Here is an 18,773-nt window from a genome sequence, read left to right on the forward strand (position 1 = left end):
GACGTTCACCGTCCGGCCGGGCCGTTCTCGTGTCTCGGGAAGGCCCTCAGCGGGCCATCTCCTCCTTGAGCGCCGCCACGAAGGTGTCGACGTCCTCCTCCGTGGTGTCGAAGGCGCACATCCAGCGGACGTCACCGGCCGCCTCGTCCCAGAAGTAGAAGCGGAACCGCTTCTGCAGCCGGACGCTCACGTCGTGCGGGAGCCGGGCGAAGACGCCGTTGGCCTGCACCGGGTGCAGGATCTCCACGCCGTGCACCGCGCGGACGCCCTCGGCGAGCCGCTGGGCCATCTCGTTGGCGTGCCGGGCGTTGCGCAGCCAGAGGTCCTTGGCGAACAGGGCCTCCAACTGCACCGACACGAAGCGCATCTTGGACGCGAGCTGCATGGACAGCTTGCGCAGATGCTTCATGTGCGAGACGGCGTCCTGGTTGATGACGACGACCGCCTCGCCGAACAGGGCGCCGTTCTTCGTGCCGCCCAGCGAGAGGATGTCGACGCCGACCGCGTTGGTGAACGCCCGCATGGGGACGTTCAGGGAGGCGGCGGCGTTGGATATCCGGGAGCCGTCCAGGTGCACCTTCATGCCGTGCGCGTGGGCGTGCTCGCAGATCGCGCGGATCTCGTCGGGCGTGTAGAGCGTGCCCAGCTCGGTGGACTGGGTGATCGAGACGACCTGGGGCATCGCCCGGTGCTCGTCGTCCCAGCCGAACGCCTGCCGGTCGATCAGCTCGGGGGTGAGCTTGCCGTCCGGGGTGGGCACGGTGAGCAGCTTCAGGCCGCCCATCCGCTCGGGGGCGCCGCCCTCGTCCACGTTGATGTGCGCGCTCTCGGCGCAGATCACCGCGCCCCAGCGGTCGGTGACCGCCTGGAGCGCGACGACGTTGGCCCCGGTGCCGTTGAACACCGGGAACGCCTCGGCGGTGGCGCCGAAGTGGCTGCGGATGATCCGCTGGAGATTCTCGGTGTACTCGTCCTCGCCGTACGCCACTTGGTGGCCGCCGTTGGCCAGGGCCACGGCGGCGAGCACCTCGGGGTGCGCCCCGGCGTAGTTGTCGCTGGCGAAACCGCGGACCTGCGGGTCGTGGTGGCGACGGGCATCGGTCCTGGCAGGGTTCACGGCTTCTCGGTCAGCCACAGACGGTTTCCGTTCACTTCGGCGGCGGGCCTGCCCCAGACGCCCTCGATGGCCTCGGCCAGCTCCTTGACGTCCGTGAAGCCCGCGAACTTCGCGTTGGGCCGCTCCGCGCGCATCGCGTCGTGCACCAGCGCCTTCACCACCAGGATGGCAGCAGCGGCCGCCGACCCCTCCTCGCCCCCCGCCTTGCGGAAGCCGTCGGCCATGGCCAGCGTCCACGCCTCGGCGGCCGCCTTGGCGGCGGAGTAGGCGGCGTTGCCCGCGGTGGGCTTGGACGCGCCCGCGGCGCTGATCAGCAGATAGCGGCCGTCACCGGCCCGCTGGAGGGCGTCGTAGAAGGCCAGCGAGGTGTGCTGGACGGTGCGGACGAGCAGCTTCTCCAGCAGGTCCCAGTCGGCGAGGTCGGTGCCGTCGAACTTGGCGCCGCCGCGCCAGCCGCCGACCAGGTGGACCAGGCCGTCCACGCGGCCGAACTCCTTCTCGATGCCCGAGGCCCAGGCGCGGGTGGAGTCGAGGTCGAGCAGGTCGACGGTCTCACCGGTGACGGTGGCGCCGCCGTTGGCGTAGCGGGCCGCGTCGACGGCCTCCGCCAGGCGGGCCGGGTCGTTGTCCGCGCCGACCACGGTCGCGCCCGCCTCGGCGAGCCTGATCAGGGTGGCCCGTCCCGCCGGTCCGCCCGCTCCGGCGACCGCGATCACCGCGCCCCGAAGAGCCCCGTTCTGCATCGTCTTCCCTTCTGCTGCTGCCGTGTCGTCCCGGCGGTCGTCGCTCACGCGGCGATCCGCTCGGCGCCGTCCGCGGTGATGCCCTTGGTCTCGGCGATCACATTCTTCAGCTTCTTGGCCAGCGCCTCATAGAACATGCTCAGCGGAAACTCGTCCGGGAGCACGTCGTCCACCAGCTTGCGCGGCGGCAGGCCGAGGTCGAGGGCGTCGGGGCCCTTGGCCCACTTGGAGCCGGGGTGCGGGGAGAGGTAGGAGGCGACCAGCTCGTACCCGGCGAACCAGTGGACCAGCTTGGGGCGGTCGATGCCGTCGCGGTAGAGCTGCTCGATGTCGGCGCAGAGCTGGTTGGTGACCTGCGGGGCGCGCTCCCAGTCGATGGCGAGCTTGTTGTCGGTCCAGCGGACCACGTCGTGCTTGTGCAGGTAGGCGAAGAGGAGCTGGCCGCCGAGCCCGTCGTAGTTGCGGACGCGGTCGCCGGTGACGGGGAAGCGGAACATGCGGTCGAAGAGCACCGCGTACTGCACGTCACGGGCCTGCGGGACGCCGTCCGTCTCCAGCTTCACGGCCTCCTTGAAGGCGGTGAGGTCGCAGCGCAGCTCCTCCAGGCCGTACATCCAGAACGGCTGGCGCTGCTTGATCATGAACGGGTCGAACGGCAGGTCGCCGTGGCTGTGGGTGCGGTCGTGGACCATGTCCCAGAGCACGAACGCCTCTTCGCAGCGCTTCTGGTCGTGCACCATCGCGGCGATGTCCTCGGGCAGCTCCAGGCCCAGGATGCCGACGGCGGCGTCGGTGACGCGGCGGAAGCGGGCGGCCTCGCGGTCGCAGAAGATGCCGCCCCAGGAGAAACGTTCCGGCGCCTCACGGACGGCGATGGTCTCCGGGAAGAGGACGGCGGAGTTGGTGTCGTACCCGGCCGTGAAGTCCTCGAAGGTGATGCCGCAGAACAGCGGGTTGTCGTACCGGGTGCGCTCCAGCTCGGCCAGCCAGTCCGGCCAGACCATGCGCAGCACGACCGCCTCGAGATTGCGGTCGGGGTTGCCGTTCTGCGTGTACATCGGGAAGACGACGAGGTGCTGGAGGCCGTCGGCGCGGTTGGCCGCGGGCTGGAACGCCAGCAGCGAGTCCAGGAAGTCCGGCACCTCGAAACCGCCCTCGGCCCAGCGGCCCAGGTCGCTGACCAGCGCGCGGTGGTACGCGGCGTCGTGCGGGAGCAGCGGGGAGAGCTCCTCCACCGCGGCCGCGACCCGGCTCACCGCCGCCTCCGCCTCGGCCCGCTCGGGGGCGCCCTCGGCGGCGAAGTCGATCGAGCCGTCCTTCGACTGCCATGGCCGGATCTGCTCCACCGCACCCTTGAGGACGGGCCACGCCGCGTGCTCGACCACCCTGGTCAGCGAAGGAACCTGTCCCTCCGTACCGGGCTGCACAAGAATTTCCGTCATGTCCCATCCTCCACGGGAGAACCTCGCGTATGGACACCGTATGCATACCCAGTTTCGCCGAACAAGAGGGGGATCGGGAAATTATTCTGCGCGGCCGCATGGTCACCGCTGTTTTTCCCGCCGCAAACCGTGACCGCGCTCACTTTCGCTGCGGGTGTCGGGGCGGTACGGGTGGGTGACCGACCGCCCCGTTTTCGGCCACAGTGAGTCGTTCGCCGCGCCGGGAACTCCGCGATCGCACCGGTGCGGGCACGGCCGTTAGGCTGCGAGCCAGGCGTGCGGACGACGACACTCCGTCGGGTCCGCGAAAGCCGATCCGCCGTCGACGGAAGCGAGTTGAACCTTGAACTTCCTTACCATCGGGCACCGTGGGGTCATGGGTGTCGAGCCCGAGAACACGCTCCGTTCCTTCGCCGCCGCCGAGCAGGCCGGGCTGGACCTGATCGAACTCGATCTGCACCTGAGCAAGGACGGTGCGCTGATCGTCATGCACGACGCCGCGGTGGACCGCACCACCGACGGCACCGGGCAGATCGCCGAGAAGACCCTCGAGGAGCTGCGCACTCTGGACGCGGGGCGCGGCGAGCGGGTGCCGGTGTTCGAAGAGGTGCTGGACGCGGTCAAGGCACCGATCCAGGCCGAGATCAAGGACGTGGCGGCCGCGAAGGCGCTGGCGGAGGTGATGCTCCGGCGGGACCTGGTCTCACGGGTGGAGGTCATCTCCTTCCACGACGAGGCGCTCGCCGAGATCACCCGGCTGGTGCCGGGGGTGCGCACCGCGCTGGTCGCCGAGCACTACGGCCCGGAGGTGGTGGACCGCGCGGTGGCGGTCGGCGCGGCGACGCTCTGTCTCGACGTCCGGCGGCTGACGCTGGAGGTCGTGGAGAAGGCGCGGGCTGCGGGCCTGAGGGTCTTCGCCTGGGTGGTGAACACCCAGGACGAGCTGCGGCTGGTGCGCGCCCTCCAGCTGGACGGCGCGACCACCGACCTGCCGGACATCAAGCGCACCGGCCGCTTCACGGCGTAGGCGCTCAGACCAGCGGCTTGACCAGCAGCTCGAAGCGGAGGTCGGGGCGGCGCGGGATGCCGAAGCGCTCATCGCCGTACGGGAACGGGGTCGTCTCGCCCGTACGGCGGTAGCCGCGGCGCTCGTACCAGCCGATCAGGTCGTCGCGGACGGAGATCACCGTCATGTGCATCTCGGTGGCGCCCCAGGTGGTCCGTGCCAGCCGCTCCGCCTCCGTCATGACCGCCTTGCCGAGGCCCGCGCCCTGGAGGGTGGGGCTGACCGCGAACATGCCGAAGTAGGCGTGAGTGCCCCGGTGTTCGAGCTGGCAGCAGGCGACGATCGCGCCCTCCCGCTCCACCACGAGCAGCCTGCTGTCGGGCGCCTTGATGACCTGGAGCACGCCCTCGGGGTCGGTGCGCTGCCCGTCCAGGATGTCCGCCTCGGTGGTCCACCCGGCCCGGCTGGCGTCACCCCGGTACGCCGACTCGACCAGCGCGACGAGCGCGTCCACGTCGGCGTCGGTGGCGTCGCGGAACGTCGGTCCGGTGGCGGTGTCCATGGGGTGTACTCCGATCTGGGGCGCGGCTGAACAGGGACGAGCCTAGTCGGCGGCTAGGCTCCGCTCGCATGGTGCATGTACTCAGCGGCCGGACCCTCATCCGCCCCACGGACCCCGAACGCTCCCGTGCTTTCTATGGCGGTCAGCTCGGGCTCGCCGTCCACCGTGAGTTCGGGGAGGGGCCCGAGCGCGGGACCGTCTACTTCCTGGGCGGCGGCTTCCTGGAGCTGTCCGGCCGGGCCGAGGCGCCGCTCGTGCCGTCGGTCCGGCTGTGGCTCCAGGTCGCGGACGCGGCCGCGGCGCGGGACGAGCTGCGGGCGGCGGGGGTGGAGATCGTCCGGGAGCCGGTCCGGGAGCCGTGGGGGCTGATCGAGATGTGGATCGCCGACCCGGACGGCATTCCGATCGTGCTGGTGGAGATCCCGGCGGACCATCCGCTGCGGTACCGGCCGGGTATCTGACACACCGCTTCAGCCGCGCAGGGCGCCGAGCCGGCCCTCCAGTCCGTCGAGGAGCCCGGCGAGGAGGGAGGACAGCTCGTCCTGCCGCTCGGGGGTCAGCACCGACAACACGGCTTCCTCGTAGGCGAGTTGCTCGGGGAGGATGCCGTCCACGAGGTCACGTCCGGCGTCGGTGAGGCGGAGGTGGGAGACGCGGCGGTCCCGGGTGTCGCCGCGCCGCTCGACCAGTCCGCGCTCGGTGAGCTGCTTGACCCGCTTGGTCACGGCCGCCCCGGAGGAGAAGGTCTCCCGCGCCAGCTCCCCCGGCGTCAGCTCGTGGCCGGTACGGCGGAGCGCGCCGAGCAGGTCGAACTCCGCCCGGCTGAGTCCGGCGCGGCGCAGCGGGGCGTCCTCGGCCTGCTGGAGGAGCGCGGCACAGCGGTTGATCCGCCCGATGACCTCCATGGGCCCGGTGTCCAGCGCGGGGTGCACGGCACGCCACTGCCGGACGACCGAGGCGACGGTGTCGGCCCGCGCGGTGCCCTCGTGCGCCGCTCCCGGGTGCTGGCTTCCCGTGTCCGTCATGGCCGTGTGTCCTCCGTGGTCCCGCTGTCGTGCCGTGTCAGTCCTGCTTCAAGGGTGCGACTCCTCGGTGTCGTACCGCCGCCGCGAGCGTACGGTGTCCGGTCCGCTCGGCGAGCGCGAGGCGTTCCGCGGGGAGGGGCCGCTGCCACCACTCCCCCTGGGCGGTGTCGGCCGTGGCGCGCAGGTCGGTCAGCGCGGCGGCGAGGGCGCGGCGGGCCGTCGGCAGGGCGTGGGGTGCGGGGTGGGCCAGCAGGCGTGCGGTGTGCGCGCCCGCCTCTTCGACGGCGGTCAGGGCGTCGTGCACACGGTCACCGGCCCGCCGGTTGGTGACGATCACGGCGGCGGCGAACCCGGCCAGGGCGCCGACCAGGGTGTCCAGCACCCGCTGAGTGATGAGCACGCCGGGGTCCTGGAGGTGGGTGAACTCGGTGATGAGCAGCGCCATGGGGGTCACGCAGACGGTGCCGAGCCAGTAGTTGCGGGCGATGAGCGCCTCCGCGCCGAAGCTGCACGCCAGGCAGCACAGGACGAGCGTGACGGGGTGGAGGTGGGTCAGCGGGGTGAGCGCGGCGAAGAGGAGCACGCCGAGGAGGTTGCCGACGACGCGCTGGACGCCCCGGCTCCAAGTGAGGGTGACGTTGGCCTGGTAGAGGGAGGCGGCGGTGACCAGGGCCCAGTAGGGGCGGCCCACACCGAGGGAGAGGGCGGCCAGACCGGCCAGGGCGCAGCCTAGGGCGGTGCGGGTGGCTATGGGGGCCAGGTGTGTGAAGGGGACGCGGGCGGGGCGGGGGTGTGCGTCGGCCGCGTGGGTGGCCTTCGTCCGCGGTACCGGGCCGGTGCCGCGCAGGGCTCGGGCCCAGGCGCGTAGTTGGCCGGGGTCGGCGTGGGCGGTCTCGGCGCGGAGCAGCAGGTTCTCCAGGGCGCGCCGGGTAGGGTCGGGGCGGGTACCGGGGGAACGGAGTGTCTGCCAGGCGGTGTGCAGGGCGGCGTGGGCAGGAGCGTGACCCTGGTCAGCCGACTCGGCAGCGGCGTGGAGTGCGGCCGCGACGGCGCGGCGCTCGGGGCCGTGCGGGCGGAACACTCCGGGAGCCATGCAGACGAGCCATGCCCAGGCTCCGGCGGCGAGGGCGAGCCCGAGGTGGGCGGGGACCTGGCCGGGGGTCTGCGGGACGAACAGGGCGGCGGAGCTGATGAAGGTGACGACGACATTGCCGGGCGGTCCGACGCGGGTGGCCTCGCAGACCGTCTTCTGCGCGGCGGCCAGCAGGGCGCCGACGAGCACCAGGACGACGGGGCCGGGGGTGAGCGCCGAGGTGAGCAGGGCGACGCCGAGTCCGGCCGTCATGCCGAGCACCACCCCGGCGAGCACGCGGGCGCGGGCCGCGTAGGGGCGCTGGTGGGCGTAGAGCGCGCAGAGAGATCCGGCCATCGTGTAGAGGGCCAGGTCGAGGCGGCCGAACGCCAGCAGGAGGAGGTTGGGCGGGGCCGCCGACACGACCACGCTGAGCGCGCGCTTGAACCAGATGGCGGAGGGCCCCTGGAGGCGGAGCGCCTGGACGAGGGGGAGGCGGCGACTGCTCATACAAATAACTTAACAGGTGTTTCACCAGTAAAAGACTTATCGCGGCTTCGCAACCGCCCTGGTCACACGTCGTGCTCCGGTGAACGCTCCCCGTACACCCCCCTGCGCTCGCGTGCGCCGCGCCTGTCGTGGGCATCGCATCCCTCGACCGAGCGTCGAACGGGGGTGGTGCGCGTGCACGGTCCGGTGTCACCGGCCTGGTTGCTGGTCGCGCTGTGCGCGGCGACCGGCGCCTACTGTCTGCTGCGGATGCGCAGCGGTGTCGAGGAGCAGCGCCGTGCGGCGGGCGGCGAGGCGCTGATGGGCTTCGGGATGGCGGCGATGGCGATACCGGCCGCGGTGTTCGCCCCGCCGCGCTGGGTGTGGCCGCTGTACGCGGCGGTGTTCGGGCTGGCCGCGCTGCGCGCGTTGTGGTCGGCGCGGCGGAGCGCCCACCATCTGCACCATCTGCTGGGCAGTACGGCGATGGTGTACATGGCCGTGCTCATGGCCGCGGCCCCGACTCCCCACCACCACACGGGCGGTTCGGGCCCGGCCTGGCTGACGGGCGCGCTGCTCCTCTACTTCACCGGTTACGTCCTGCTGACCGGCGCCCGCCTGGTACCCGTCACCGTGCGGGGCGGGCCGGGTGCGGTGCGGTGGGGTGACCGGCCCGAGCTGTCCCGAGTGTGCCGGTTGTCGATGGGGATAGGCATGCTGGCGATGCTGCTGACGATGTGACACGTCAAGCGGTGGGCGGGGCGCGGGAGTTGTCTGCGTCACTTCGGCAGCGGCGGGCGGTCCGCTGCTCATAGGGTGCTGCCCATGACCGTCCCCGTGGCACTGCTGCTGCTCGGCATCCTGACCTCCGTCGCCGCCCCGCGTCTGCTGGCCCGGGCCGACTGGCCGGACCGGGAGCCGGTGGTGGCGTTGTGGGCCTGGCAGTGCGTGGTGGCCGCCGTACTGCTGTGCTGCGCCCTGTCGATGACGCTGAGCGCGGCGGCGGCCTGGCAGGCGGTGCGCGGGCAGTTGTTCAGCGGGGCTCCGCACGGGGTCGTCGAGGCGTACGCCCTCGGCGCGGCCGGGCCGTGGGCCGCGCCGACCGCCGTGGCGCTCGCCTGCGCGGGGCTGTGGAGCCTGACGATGCTGGTCGGCGAGGTGCTGCGCGCGCGGCGCGGGCGGCGGGTGCGGCGGGCCGAACTCCTGGAGCGGGTACCCCTGTTGCCGGGCGAGGAGGCGGGCGGACGGCTGGTGGTCCTGGAAGGCGACCGCCCCGACGCGTACTGGCTCCCCGGCGCCACACCCCGACTCGTCGTCACCACGGCCGCCCTCCGCCGTCTCAAGGGCAGCCGCCTCGACGCCCTCCTGGCCCACGAACAGGACCACGCCCGCTTCCGCCACGACTGGCTGCTGCACTGCTCGGCCGCGCTGGCGGGCGGCTTCCCTCAGGTCCCGGTCTTCGCCGCCTTCCGCGACGAGATGCACCGGCTGGTCGAACTGGCCGCCGACGACACCGCGTCCCGCCGCTTCGGCCGCGTCACCACCGCCCTCGCTTTGGTCGACCTCAACGAGGACCGGGGTGTGTTCGGCCCTTCCCCCACCCCGCACTCCCAACTCCCCCACCGTGTGAACCGCCTCCTCACCGCGCCGCCCCGCCTCCCGGCCCCCCACCGCCTGCGCCTGACGGCCACGGCCGCGCTGGTACCGGTGCTCCCTGTGCTGGTCGCCTTCGTGCCGGGGCTGCGGGCGTTGCACTGAGGTCGGCCGTCCCGCGCGGGCGACGCGTCGGATGACGGCCCCCGCGGCCCTCATCGACGAGGATCGCCCCATGCACCACCAGATCCCCCGTACCGCAATCCTCACCGCCACCGTCCTCACCCTGTCCTCCGCCCTGCTGCTCACCCTGGTCGCCGTCGAGTGGGGGCCCCTCCTCGCCCTGGACGACGACATCGCCCGCACCAGCCACCGCTGGGCCGTGCGGGAGCGGGGCCTCACGCAGGTCTTCCGGGTGCTGACCGACTGGGTGTGGGACCCGGTGACGATGCGGCTGCTGTGCGCGGGGGTCGCGCTGTGGCTGTTGTGGCGTACGGCCGCGTGGTGGACGGCGCTGTGGCTGGTGCTCACCTGCGCGGTGGCGGCGGTGGTGCAGCAGGCGGTGAAGGCGGGCGTCGCGCGGCCGCGCCCGGTGTGGCCGGACCCCGTGGACAGCGCGCGGTACGCCGCGTTCCCGTCGGGGCATGTCATGACGGCCACCGTGGTGTGCGGGCTGTTGCTGTGGCTGATCCACCGTCACGGGGTGCGCGGGGCGCGATGGTACGGCGCGGTCGTGGTGGCCGTCGTCTCGGTGGTGGGCGTCGGTGTCACACGGGTGTGGCTGGGGGTGCACTGGTTCTCGGACGTGCTGGGCGGCTGGCTGTTCGGGGCCTCGCTGGTGGCCGGTGCGGTACTGGTCCACGAACGATGCCGAGGGCCCCAGGAGTAGGGTCCCGCGCATGACCGCTGTGCTGTTCGACTTCTCGGGCACGCTGTGCCGTGCCGAGTCCACCGAGTCCTGGCTCCGGGCCGCCCTCACGGCGACGGGCACCACGCTGAGCGAGCCGCGATTCAGCGATATGGCAGACGCGTTGGAGGTGGTGGGCGCGCTGCCCGGTGGCGCTGAGCCGAAGGTCGTACCGGAGGAGTTGGCCGAGGCGTGGGCCGAGCGGGACATCGACGCCGCGGCGCACCGGGCCGCGTACACCGGGCTCTCCCGGCAAGTGCCGTTGCCCGTGGACGACCTGCACGACGCGCTGTACGAACGGCACATGGCCCCCGCCGCGTGGGCCCCGTACCCCGACGCGGCCCAGGTCCTCAAGGAGCTGCGGCAACGCGGAATCACCGTCGGCATCGTCAGCAACATCGGCTGGGACCTGCGGCCGGTCTTCCGGGAGCACGGGCTCGACCCCTACGTGGACGCGTACGTGCTGTCGTACGAGCACAGGGTGCGGAAGCCGGACCCCCGGCTGTTCGCCGTCGCCTGTGCGGAGTTGGGGGTCGAGCCGGGGCGCACGCTGATGGTCGGGGACAACCGGACGGCGGACGGTGGCGCCGCCGCGATCGGCTGCCGGGTGCACTTCGTGGACCATCTGCCGGTGGACGCACGCCCGGACGCCCTGCTGCCCGTACTGGACCTGCTGCCGGAAGCGGAACTGCCGTCCGCCTGAGGCGCTCCCCCGCGGCGCTCAGACGGACGGCAGCCCTGAAGAGGCCCCGCGCGATGCGGCGCCTCACGCCTTGAGTATAGTTGGCTGACAGCCAGTCAACGCAGGAGTTCCGTAATGTCCCCGCGCAGCGCCTCGGTCAATGAAGAGCTGCGGCGGCGTTCGCGCGAGCGGCTCCTCCAGGCCGCGGTGGAGCTGGTGGACGAGCGCGGGTTCGAGGCGACCACCCTGGGCGACATCGCGGACCGCGCCGGATCGGCGCGCGGACTGGTCTCGTACTACTTCCCCGGCAAGCGCCAGCTGGTCCAGTCCGCCGTGCACCGGCTGATGCACCGCACGCTGGAGGAGGCGCTGGAGCGGGAGCCGCGTACCGAGGACGGCCGGGAGCGGCTGGCCCGTGCCATCGACGCGATCCTGGGACTGGCGCGGGAGCGGCCGGTGCTCATGCGCCAGCACATGGCGGGGCTGCTGCACGAGGAGGGCTTCGTGCAGTGCCCGGAGCAGCGGCGCCTGTCCGAACTCCTCGGCGACACGGTCGCCCGCTGCGGCGCGACCGACGGCACGACCGGCTACCCGATGCTCCGGGCGCTGCTGATGGGCGCGGTGTACGCGGCACTGGTGCCGGGCGTGCCGATGCCGATCCCCGTCCTGCGCGCGGAACTGTTCGAGCGGTACGGGCTCGACGGGGCGCTCGGCGTACCGCCGGGGAGCGGCACGGACGACGACGGGTGCGGCCGGGGGGACCTGTCCCGGTTCTTCGCCACGGACGAGCAGCGGACAGACCAGCAGACGGGCGAGCGGACTGACGAGCGGCCGGACGAGCGGGGCGATTAGCCCGACGGCCCGCCAGGCCCTGCCGACACCGCCGCGCGGTGCCATGCTGGAGCCGTCAGGGCTGTCTCCCGTTGCCCACGGGGTGAGGAGTACGCCGTGCTGCGGGTCGCCGTCGTCGGCTCCGGACCGAGCGGGTGCTACACCGCGCAGAACCTGGTGGAGCGCCACCCCGACGTGCACGTGGACGTGCTGGACCGGCTGCCCGCCCCGTTCGGGCTGGTGCGCTACGGCGTCGCCCCGGACCACGAGAAGATCAAGTCGCTCCAGGGCAGCCTGCGGACGGTGCTGGAGCACGACCGGGTCCGGTTCCTGGGCGGCGTCGGGGTGGGCGGCCCGGACGGGGTGCCGGTGGAGCGGCTGCGGGAGCTGTACCACGCGGTGGTGTACTGCGTGGGCGCGGCGGCGGGCCGTCCGCTGGGCATTCCCGGCGAGGAGCTGCCGGGCAGCTGGTCGGCGTCGGAGTTCGTGTCCTGGTACAGCGCGCATCCGGACGCGGCCGACGAGGGTTTTCTGCGCGATGTGCGCTCCGCCGTGGTCATCGGGGTCGGCAATGTGGCCGTCGACGTCACGCGGATGCTGATGCGCGGCGCGGCCGAGCTGCACGGGACGGACATGCCGCAGGCGGCGCTGGAGCTGCTGACCGGGGGCGGGGTCGACGAGGTGCTGATGGCCGGGCGGCGCGGTCCCACGCAGGCCAGGTTCACCACCAAGGAGCTACGTGAACTGGGCGGTCTGCCTGGGGTCGGAGTCTCCGTCGACCCGGCGGAACTGGCGCTCGATCCGGCGTTCGCGGACCTGTCGGCGCTGCCCGGCGCCCAGCGGCGCAACGCGGAGGTGCTGCGCGACTGGGCCGCCGTCTCGCCCCCGGACACCGACCGGACGATCCGGCTGCGGTTCTTCCTGCGCCCGGTGGAGGTGCTGGAGTCGGACGGCCGGGTGGGCGGGGTGCGCTTCGAGCGGACCGAGCCGGACGGGCAGGGCGGGGTGCGGGGCACGGGTGTGTACGAGGACGTTCCGGCGCAGTTGGTGCTGCGCTCGGTGGGGTACCGGGGGATGCCGCCGGAGGGGCTGCCGTCCGACCCGGTGACCGGGATGGTGCCGCATCTGGCGGGGCGGGTGCTGAGCGACGGCGTCCCCGTGCCGGGCGCGTACGTGGCCGGGTGGATCAAGCGCGGCCCGACCGGCGTCATCGGCAGCAATCGCTCCTGCGCCAAGGAGACGGTGACCTCGCTGCTGGAGGACGCCCCGGCGCTGGAGTCCCGCGAGGTCCCGGAGGACCCGCTTCCGGGGCTGCGGGCGGCGGGCGCCGACCCGGTGGCGTGGCCGGGGTGGCTGGCGATCGAGCGCGCCGAGGCGGAGCTGGGCGCGAGTCTGGGCCGGAACCCGGTCAAGCTGTCCGACTGGGACGCGCTGTGGGCGGCGGCTCGGCCCGAGTAGCACGGCGTAGCACGGCGGGCGGTGTCCCGATCCACTTGCGTGGGCATGACACGCGGCGGCAACGCACCGGAAATCAACAAACTGTTCAAGGCCCCTACGGTCTCGTGCAGTCCGGTTACCGCTCCCCGCCCGCCCGCCGCAGGAGGCCCCATGGCCACGACCGCCGCAACGCACCCCGTCGACGAGATACCCCCGGTACGGCAGCTCGCGGCCTTCGGGCTCCAGCATGTGCTGGCCATGTACGCGGGCGCCGTGGCGGTCCCGCTGATCGTGGGCGGCGCGCTGCGCCTCTCCCCCGCCGACCTGGCGTATCTGATCACCGCCGACCTGCTGGTGTGCGGGGTGGCGACGCTGATCCAGTGCGTCGGCTTCTGGCGGTTCGGCGTACGGCTGCCGATCATGCAGGGGTGCACCTTCGCGGCCGTGTCCCCGATGGTGCTGATCGGTACGACGGGCGGCGGGCTGCCCGCGATCTACGGCTCGGTGATCGTCGCGGGGCTGGCGATCGTGCTGCTCGCGCCGGTCTTCGGTCGGCTGCTGCGGTTCTTCCCGCCGCTGGTCACCGGCACCGTGATCCTGATCATCGGCGTCTCCCTGCTGCCGGTCGCGGGCAACTGGGCGGCGGGCGGGGTGGGCGCGAAGGACTTCGGGGCGCCCCGGAACCTGGCGCTGGCCGCGTTCGTGCTGGCGGTGGTGCTGGGCGTGCAGCGCTTCGCCCCTGCCTTCCTCGCCCGCGTGGCCGTGCTGACCGGCATCGTGGTGGGCCTGGCCGTGGCGGTGCCGTTCGGCTTCACGGACTTCGGCGGGGTCGCGGACGCGGACTGGGTGGGGATCAGCACCCCGTTCCACTTCGGGGCACCGGAGTTCCGGGTGTCCGCGATCGTGTCCATGCTGGTGGTGGCGCTGGTGACGATGACGGAGACCACCGGTGACCTGATCGCGGTGGGCGAGATGACCGGCCGGGAGGTCGAGCCGCGTTCCCTGGCGGACGGGCTCCGCGCCGACGGCCTGTCGACCGTGCTGGGCGGCGTCTTCAACACCTTCCCGTACACGGCGTACGCCCAGAACGTCGGCCTGGTCGGCATGACGCGGGTCCGCAGCCGCTGGGTGGTCGCCGCCGCGGGCGCCCTGCTCGTCCTCCTTGGCCTGCTGCCCAAGCTGGGCGCCATGGTGGCCGCCGTCCCCGCGCCGGTGCTCGGCGGGGCGGGCCTGGTGATGTTCGGAACGGTCGCGGCCAGCGGTCTGCGCACCCTGGCCGCCGTCGACTTCCGGGACAACCACAACCTCACCGTCGTGGCCGTCTCGGTCGCGGTCGGCATGCTCCCGGTGGGCGTGCCCACGGTGTACGCGAAGTTCCCCGACTGGTTCCAGACCGTCATGAACAGCGGCATCAGCGCGGGCTGCCTGACGGCGATCGCGCTGAACCTGCTGTTCAACCACCGGCCCGGCCGCGAGCCCCGGGAGGCGCCCGCCCTCGCCGAGAGCGCCTAGACCCGGTCCTCCGTAGGCACCAGTCCCGCGACAAGTTCCTCCAGCCGGGGCAGGGTCCGCTGGCCGGCCAGGGCGAGTGCGATGGCCAGGGCGACTCCGGCCCAGGCCATCGGGCCGAGCGGGGTGCAGTCGACCAGGCGGCTGATGCCGGGGGTCTGGATGACGGCCACGAGGGCCGCGGCGGAGCCGAGGGCGGTGACCCGGACCAGGTTGCTGTCGCGGCGGTCCAGGAGGGTCTGGACGAGCTGGGTGCCGACCACGCCGCACAGGGCCATGGTGCTGGCGCGGCGGGCGGTGCCGGGGGTGAAGCGGCCGATGAGCCAGGCGGTGATGGCGCCGAGCGCGGTGGTGAGGGCGCGGTGCCGGATCTGCCGGATCAGCGGGGCGCCGAGGACGCCGCCCGCCGCGTCCTCGGGGGACGCGGTCCGGCCGCGTACCTCGTCATCGTCGCCGTCCTTCGGGGTCACGGCCACCGCCATGGCCGGGAACAGGTCGGTGAAGAGGTTCACCAGCAGCATCTGCCGGGTGGACAGCGGGGCGGTGCCGGAGAGCAGGGTGCCGAGGATGCCGAAGCCGACCTCGCCCGCGTTGCCGCCGATGAGGATGGCGATGGCGTCGGCGACGCTGTGCCACAGCGAACGTCCTTCGCCGATGGCGTCGATGAGGACGGTCAGATCGTCGTCGGTGAGGACGATGTCGGCGGCGTTGCGCGCGGCGGCCGAGCCCCGTGCGCTGATGCCGACGCCGATGTCGGCGGCGCGGATCGCGGCGGCGTCGTTGGCGCCGTCGCCGACCATGCCGACCACCCGGCCCGCGTCCCGGAGTGCCTCCACGACCTGGAGTTTCTGCTCGGGCGCGACGCGGGCCACGACCCCGGCGTCCCGGAGCATCCGGGCGCGGGTGCGCCGGTCGGCGGCGGCCAGTTCGTCGCCGGTGACCACCTCGGTGTCCTCGGGCCAGCCGAGTTCGCGGGCGATGGCGCGGGCGGTCTGCGGGTGGTCGCCGGTGAGCATGACCGGGCGTACGCCCTCCTCCAGGAGGCCGCGCACCAGCGCCTCGGAGGTCTCGCGGGGTACGTCGGAGAGGGCCAGCAGTCCGGTGAACCGCAGGTCGTGCAGGGGTTCTTGGAGGGCGTCGGACTCCCTCTCGCCCTCGTCGAGGCGCCGCATGGCCACCGCGAGGACGCGCAGTCCGGCTCCGGCGAGGGAGTGGGCGGAGTCGTGGGCGCGGTCGGACAGGTCGGCGCAGCCGGGCAGCACGGTCTCGGGGGCGCCCTTGACGACCAGGGTGCGGGGGCCGTCGCCCTCCCGGCCCACGGCGGCCGCGTAGCCCCGGGCGGCCTCGAAGGAGAGGCCGCCGAGCTGGGTCCAGCCGGGGTCGGGTGCGGCGGCGTGGATGACGGCCTCGTCGGTGGCGTGCACCGGGCGTCCGGAGCCGTTCACGCGGGGGCAGGCCCGCGCGGCGCGGCGCAGGGTCGCGGCGGGGCCCGCCTCGCCCGCGTCACCGGCCGCCCACTCGATGCCCTCGGCGTCGGTCACCCGGACGACGCGGAGCCGGTTCTCGGTGAGGGTGCCGGTCTTGTCGAAGCAGATGGTGTCGACGCGGCCGAGCGCCTCCAGGGTGCGCGGGGTGCGGACCAGGACGCCGTCGCGGCTCAGTCGGCGGGCGGCGGCGAGCTGGGCGACGGTGGCGACCAGCGGCAGCCCCTCGGGCACGGCGGCGACCGCGACGGCCACGCCACCGCTGACCGCCTCACGCACCGGCGTGCCGCGCAGCAGGGCCAGCCCGGTCACGGCGGCGCCGCCCCCCAGGGTCAGGGGCAGTGTCTTACGGGTGAGTTCCTGGAGCCGGGCCTGTACCCCGGCCGCCGGGGGCGTACGGGCGGCGAGGTGGACGGCTCGGGCTGCCTCGGTGCGCTCGCCGGTGTCGACGACGACGGCGTGCGCGGTGCCCGCGACGACGGTGGTGCCCTCGAAGACCATGCAGCGCCGGTCGGCGACGGCCGCGTGCGGGGTGGCCCCGATGTGCTTGTGCACCGGCAGGGACTCGCCGGTCAGCGCGGACTCGTCCACCTCCAGGCCGTCCTGCCACAGCAGCCGGGCGTCGGCGGGGACCACGTCGTCGCCCTTCAGCTCGATCACGTCGCCGGGCAGCAGTTGTCCGGCGTCCACGGTGCGGGTGCCGCCCGCGGGCGCCTCCTCCGGCGGGGGCGCGACCCGCGCCTTGCGCTGCTGCTCGGTGTGCAGCCCGGACAGCGCCCGCTCGGCGCGCAGCCGCTGGACACCGCCGACCAGGGCGTTCAGGTCGAGGGCGCCGACGACGAGGAGGGCGTCCACGACCGAGCCGAGGATCGCGGAGGCGGCGGAGCCGACCGCCAGTACGGGGGTGAGCGGGTCGTCGAGTTCGCCGCGTACGGCCTGGCCGAGCTGCCAGGTGAGGCGGGCCGGGGCGAACGCGGGCACCCGGGCGATCCGGTCGGCCGTCTCGCGGGCCCGGGTGGCGGCGCGTTCCACCGGGCCGGGTCCGGGGCCCGCCTCGCGGTCGAGCCGTTCCACCGCCTCGTCGGGGTCGAGTTCGTGCCAGCGCACGCGGGCGTGGGGGTGCGGGGCGCGGGCGGCGGCCACGCCGAGGGCGGCCCAGACGCCGTACGCCAGGGCGGTGAGCGCGCCGGTGTCGACGGGGGCGTGCCGCAGCCCGGGCAGCACGGAGCGGCGTCCGCGGCCGCGCCGGGCCTCGCCGATGGCCACTAGGAGGCCGGAGAGCGCGGCGCCGGAGCGGGCCAGGACCTGGCCCCGGCTGCCGACGGCGCGGGCGGCGGGGATCGCGGTGAGCAGCCGCCACACGTCGGGCAGTCCGTGCGGGGCGAGGATGTCGGCGCCCCAGATGACGGCGCCTTCCTGGTCGGTGAGCGCGATGGCGATGTCGGTGGCCTCGAGTCCGGCCAGTACGTCGCTCTCCTCGAGGGCGCGGGGTCGGGCGACGGTGATGACGACGCGTTCGTCGGCGTCCTCCTCGTCCTCCGTGCGGGCGTCCAGTTCACCGCGCAGGGCGTGCACGACGTCGTCCAACGGGCGTCTCGCGTCGACCACTTGATCGGCGAGCGCGACGAAGTCCTCCAGGGCGGGGTCGTCGACGAGGACGACGCGCAGCCGGGCGCGGCGGGCCGCGTCGAGCACGGCCTCGGTCCACGGGTCGGGCAGCCCCTCGTCGGTGCGCAGCGCGCTCGGGTGCAGCAGGAGGGTCCCGGCCATCTCCAGCTGTCTGAGCCGTTCCGGGTCGCGGACCAGCACGTCGGCGCGGGCCAGCGCGGTGCCGAGTACGGCGTGGAAAGCGGCGGGGGCGTACCGGGCGGCCTTGGGCGAGCCGGAGAGGGCGGCCTCGGCGGCGGAGTTCAGGTTCCGCTTGACCAGCAGCGCGGCCACCGCGCCGAGCACGCTGCCCGCGGAGGCGTGGGCGGCGTACACCTGGGCCGGGGACTCGCGCAGCGGGGGGCGCGGGGCGCCGTCGGGGGCGACGCTGACGCGTTCGGGTCCGCACAGTTCGTCGTGGAGGGAGTCGAAGGCGGCGGCGCGGGCCATGGTCTCGGCGAGCTGGAGGGAGCGCAGGGCGCCGTCGAGCACGAGCGAGGTGGGGGTCTGCCCGGCGGCGTGCACGATCGCGTTGGCGCTGGCCAGCAGGAGATCCATGCGGTCGGCACCGAGGCGGGCGCGCAGCAGGGCGCGGACGCGGGGGTTCTCCCGCAGCAGGGTGACGCAGGCGGTGACCGCGCGGGGCGTGGGGGGCAGCCGCAGGAGGTAGCCGGTGAGGGCGCCGCCGATGCCGATCAGGTCGACGCCGAGGGTGACGGCGGCGGCCCGTACGCCCGCCGGGTCGGCGGGGTGGACGTGTTCCTCGGGGTCACCGCCGCGCACGAGCAGCCCGTCGTGTACGGCGAGTTCGGCCGCCCGGTCCACCACCCGGTCGCTGACGGCGTCCTCGGTCATGGTCACGACCAAGCGGGCGAGGCCCTCGTCCCAGTAGGCGAGGAGCACGTCGGGCCGGTCGGCGAGCGTCGCCGCGATCCGGCGGGCCAGGTGGGCGCGGCCGCCCGCGCCCCGTACCCGGTCCGGTTCGGCGGTGCGCAGCGGGAGGTGGACGCGGGCACCGGCCCGCCAGTGGGCGGGGCCGCCGGGCAGCGCGGTGCGGGCGACCCGGGTCACGCGTACGGCCGCGTCCGCGCCGCGTACGCCCGCCCGTGCGGTGCCCGCGGCGGCGCCCGCCGCCGCTCCGATCAGGGGTGCGGCGGCCGCCGCGAGGAGCCGGGGGAGGCGGGCGGCGGCCGTGGGCGTGGTGAGGAGGTGGAGGACCATTCCGGC

General features: G+C 73.8%; 16 protein-coding genes. 9 read left to right on the top strand and 7 right to left on the bottom strand.

The genetic code is table 11. The features are described from left to right. Positions 1–46: 46 nt before the first annotated feature. Genes ACI2LY_RS21000 through ACI2LY_RS21010 form a run of 3 tightly spaced genes read right to left on the bottom strand, consistent with a single transcriptional unit; the run spans position 47 to position 3,302 of the window. Entirely contained in the window at positions 47–1,117 is a 1,071-nt protein-coding gene (locus ACI2LY_RS21000; protein WP_388998664.1) for a threonine aldolase family protein, read from the bottom strand. Further along, positions 1,114–1,860: an SDR family NAD(P)-dependent oxidoreductase gene (locus tag ACI2LY_RS21005; protein ID WP_404708770.1), complete on the bottom strand. Its 747-nt coding sequence runs from the start codon at positions 1,858–1,860 to the stop codon at positions 1,114–1,116. The genes ACI2LY_RS21000 and ACI2LY_RS21005 overlap by 4 nt, the downstream gene beginning before the upstream one ends. A 44-nt stretch (positions 1,861–1,904) precedes the next feature. Next, the gene (locus ACI2LY_RS21010; RefSeq protein WP_404708474.1) at positions 1,905–3,302 is read right to left on the bottom strand and encodes a DUF6421 family protein; all 1,398 of its coding nucleotides are present in this window, start codon (positions 3,300–3,302) and stop codon (positions 1,905–1,907) included. A gap of 343 nt (positions 3,303–3,645) precedes the next feature. Between ACI2LY_RS21010 and ACI2LY_RS21015 the strand changes: the two genes are divergently transcribed. Further along, entirely contained in the window at positions 3,646–4,329 is a 684-nt protein-coding gene (locus ACI2LY_RS21015; RefSeq protein ID WP_404708475.1) for a glycerophosphodiester phosphodiesterase, read from the top strand. 4 nt (positions 4,330–4,333) lie between these two features. On the opposite strand, the gene ACI2LY_RS21020 is transcribed toward ACI2LY_RS21015, so the two are convergent. Beyond that, on the bottom strand, positions 4,334–4,870 hold the full coding sequence (locus tag ACI2LY_RS21020) for a GNAT family N-acetyltransferase (protein WP_404708476.1): 537 nt from the start codon (positions 4,868–4,870) through the stop codon (positions 4,334–4,336). 68 nt (positions 4,871–4,938) lie between these two features. Between ACI2LY_RS21020 and ACI2LY_RS21025 the strand changes: the two genes are divergently transcribed. After that, a complete protein-coding gene (locus ACI2LY_RS21025; protein ID WP_404708477.1) occupies positions 4,939–5,331 on the top strand; it encodes a VOC family protein in 393 nt (130 codons plus the stop codon). Between the two features lie 9 nt (positions 5,332–5,340). On the opposite strand, the gene ACI2LY_RS21030 is transcribed toward ACI2LY_RS21025, so the two are convergent. Both ACI2LY_RS21030 and ACI2LY_RS21035 read right to left on the bottom strand, forming a co-directional pair. Further along, a complete protein-coding gene (locus ACI2LY_RS21030) occupies positions 5,341–5,895 on the bottom strand; it encodes a MarR family winged helix-turn-helix transcriptional regulator (protein ID WP_404708478.1) in 555 nt (184 codons plus the stop codon). 37 nt (positions 5,896–5,932) lie between these two features. After that, a complete protein-coding gene (locus ACI2LY_RS21035; protein WP_404708479.1) occupies positions 5,933–7,477 on the bottom strand; it encodes an FUSC family protein in 1,545 nt (514 codons plus the stop codon). 174 nt (positions 7,478–7,651) lie between these two features. On the opposite strand from ACI2LY_RS21035, the gene ACI2LY_RS21040 reads away from it, so the two are divergent. The 7 genes from ACI2LY_RS21040 (at position 7,652) to ACI2LY_RS21070 (ending at position 14,418) form a co-directional block, all read left to right on the top strand. After that, positions 7,652–8,197 (top strand): DUF5134 domain-containing protein, encoded by a 546-nt coding sequence (locus ACI2LY_RS21040; RefSeq protein ID WP_393910932.1) that lies wholly within the window; start codon positions 7,652–7,654, stop codon positions 8,195–8,197. Between the two features lie 84 nt (positions 8,198–8,281). Then, positions 8,282–9,214 carry a M56 family metallopeptidase gene (locus ACI2LY_RS21045; protein ID WP_404708480.1) on the top strand — a complete coding sequence of 311 codons (933 nt, stop codon included), beginning with the start codon at positions 8,282–8,284 and terminating at the stop codon, positions 9,212–9,214. Positions 9,215–9,284: 70 nt separating this feature from the next. Next, the gene (locus tag ACI2LY_RS21050) at positions 9,285–9,938 is read left to right on the top strand and encodes a phosphatase PAP2 family protein (protein WP_404708481.1); all 654 of its coding nucleotides are present in this window, start codon (positions 9,285–9,287) and stop codon (positions 9,936–9,938) included. A 10-nt stretch (positions 9,939–9,948) separates the two neighbouring features. Then, positions 9,949–10,659, top strand: coding sequence for an HAD family hydrolase (locus ACI2LY_RS21055; protein WP_404708482.1), 711 nt, complete (start codon positions 9,949–9,951; stop codon positions 10,657–10,659). Between the two features lie 114 nt (positions 10,660–10,773). Beyond that, positions 10,774–11,490 (top strand): TetR/AcrR family transcriptional regulator, encoded by a 717-nt coding sequence (locus tag ACI2LY_RS21060; RefSeq protein ID WP_404708483.1) that lies wholly within the window; start codon positions 10,774–10,776, stop codon positions 11,488–11,490. A gap of 96 nt (positions 11,491–11,586) precedes the next feature. Further along, complete coding sequence (locus ACI2LY_RS21065; protein ID WP_404708484.1) at positions 11,587–12,927, top strand: NAD(P)-binding protein; 1,341 nt, start codon at positions 11,587–11,589, stop codon at positions 12,925–12,927. A gap of 150 nt (positions 12,928–13,077) precedes the next feature. Beyond that, positions 13,078–14,418 (top strand): nucleobase:cation symporter-2 family protein, encoded by a 1,341-nt coding sequence (locus tag ACI2LY_RS21070; protein ID WP_404708485.1) that lies wholly within the window; start codon positions 13,078–13,080, stop codon positions 14,416–14,418. Here the strand turns inward: ACI2LY_RS21070 and ACI2LY_RS21075 are convergent. Next, on the bottom strand, positions 14,415–18,767 hold the full coding sequence (locus ACI2LY_RS21075; protein WP_404708486.1) for an HAD-IC family P-type ATPase: 4,353 nt from the start codon (positions 18,765–18,767) through the stop codon (positions 14,415–14,417). The two genes, ACI2LY_RS21070 and ACI2LY_RS21075, sit on opposite strands and share 4 nt — an antisense overlap. Positions 18,768–18,773 lie beyond the last annotated feature (6 nt).

It is taken from the genome of Streptomyces sp. NPDC002176 (genome assembly GCF_044903645.1).
Classification (GTDB): Bacteria; Actinomycetota; Actinomycetes; order Streptomycetales; family Streptomycetaceae; genus Streptomyces.

Excerpts from the sequence above, each read along its gene's own strand:
- ACI2LY_RS21010 (WP_404708474.1), bottom strand. The coding sequence starts at position 3,302 with ATGACGGAAATTCTTGTGCAGCCCGGTACGGAGGGACAGGTTCCTTCG.
- ACI2LY_RS21045 (WP_404708480.1), top strand. The coding sequence starts at position 8,282 with ATGACCGTCCCCGTGGCACTGCTGCTGCTCGGCATCCTGACCTCCGTC.
- ACI2LY_RS21050 (WP_404708481.1), top strand. The coding sequence starts at position 9,285 with ATGCACCACCAGATCCCCCGTACCGCAATCCTCACCGCCACCGTCCTC.
- ACI2LY_RS21035 (WP_404708479.1), bottom strand. The coding sequence starts at position 7,477 with ATGAGCAGTCGCCGCCTCCCCCTCGTCCAGGCGCTCCGCCTCCAGGGG.
- ACI2LY_RS21070 (WP_404708485.1), top strand. The coding sequence starts at position 13,078 with ATGGCCACGACCGCCGCAACGCACCCCGTCGACGAGATACCCCCGGTA.
- ACI2LY_RS21030 (WP_404708478.1), bottom strand. The coding sequence starts at position 5,895 with ATGACGGACACGGGAAGCCAGCACCCGGGAGCGGCGCACGAGGGCACC.
- ACI2LY_RS21055 (WP_404708482.1), top strand. The coding sequence starts at position 9,949 with ATGACCGCTGTGCTGTTCGACTTCTCGGGCACGCTGTGCCGTGCCGAG.
- ACI2LY_RS21075 (WP_404708486.1), bottom strand. The coding sequence starts at position 18,767 with ATGGTCCTCCACCTCCTCACCACGCCCACGGCCGCCGCCCGCCTCCCC.
- ACI2LY_RS21005 (WP_404708770.1), bottom strand. The coding sequence starts at position 1,860 with ATGCAGAACGGGGCTCTTCGGGGCGCGGTGATCGCGGTCGCCGGAGCG.
- ACI2LY_RS21060 (WP_404708483.1), top strand. The coding sequence starts at position 10,774 with ATGTCCCCGCGCAGCGCCTCGGTCAATGAAGAGCTGCGGCGGCGTTCG.
- ACI2LY_RS21025 (WP_404708477.1), top strand. The coding sequence starts at position 4,939 with ATGGTGCATGTACTCAGCGGCCGGACCCTCATCCGCCCCACGGACCCC.
- ACI2LY_RS21020 (WP_404708476.1), bottom strand. The coding sequence starts at position 4,870 with ATGGACACCGCCACCGGACCGACGTTCCGCGACGCCACCGACGCCGAC.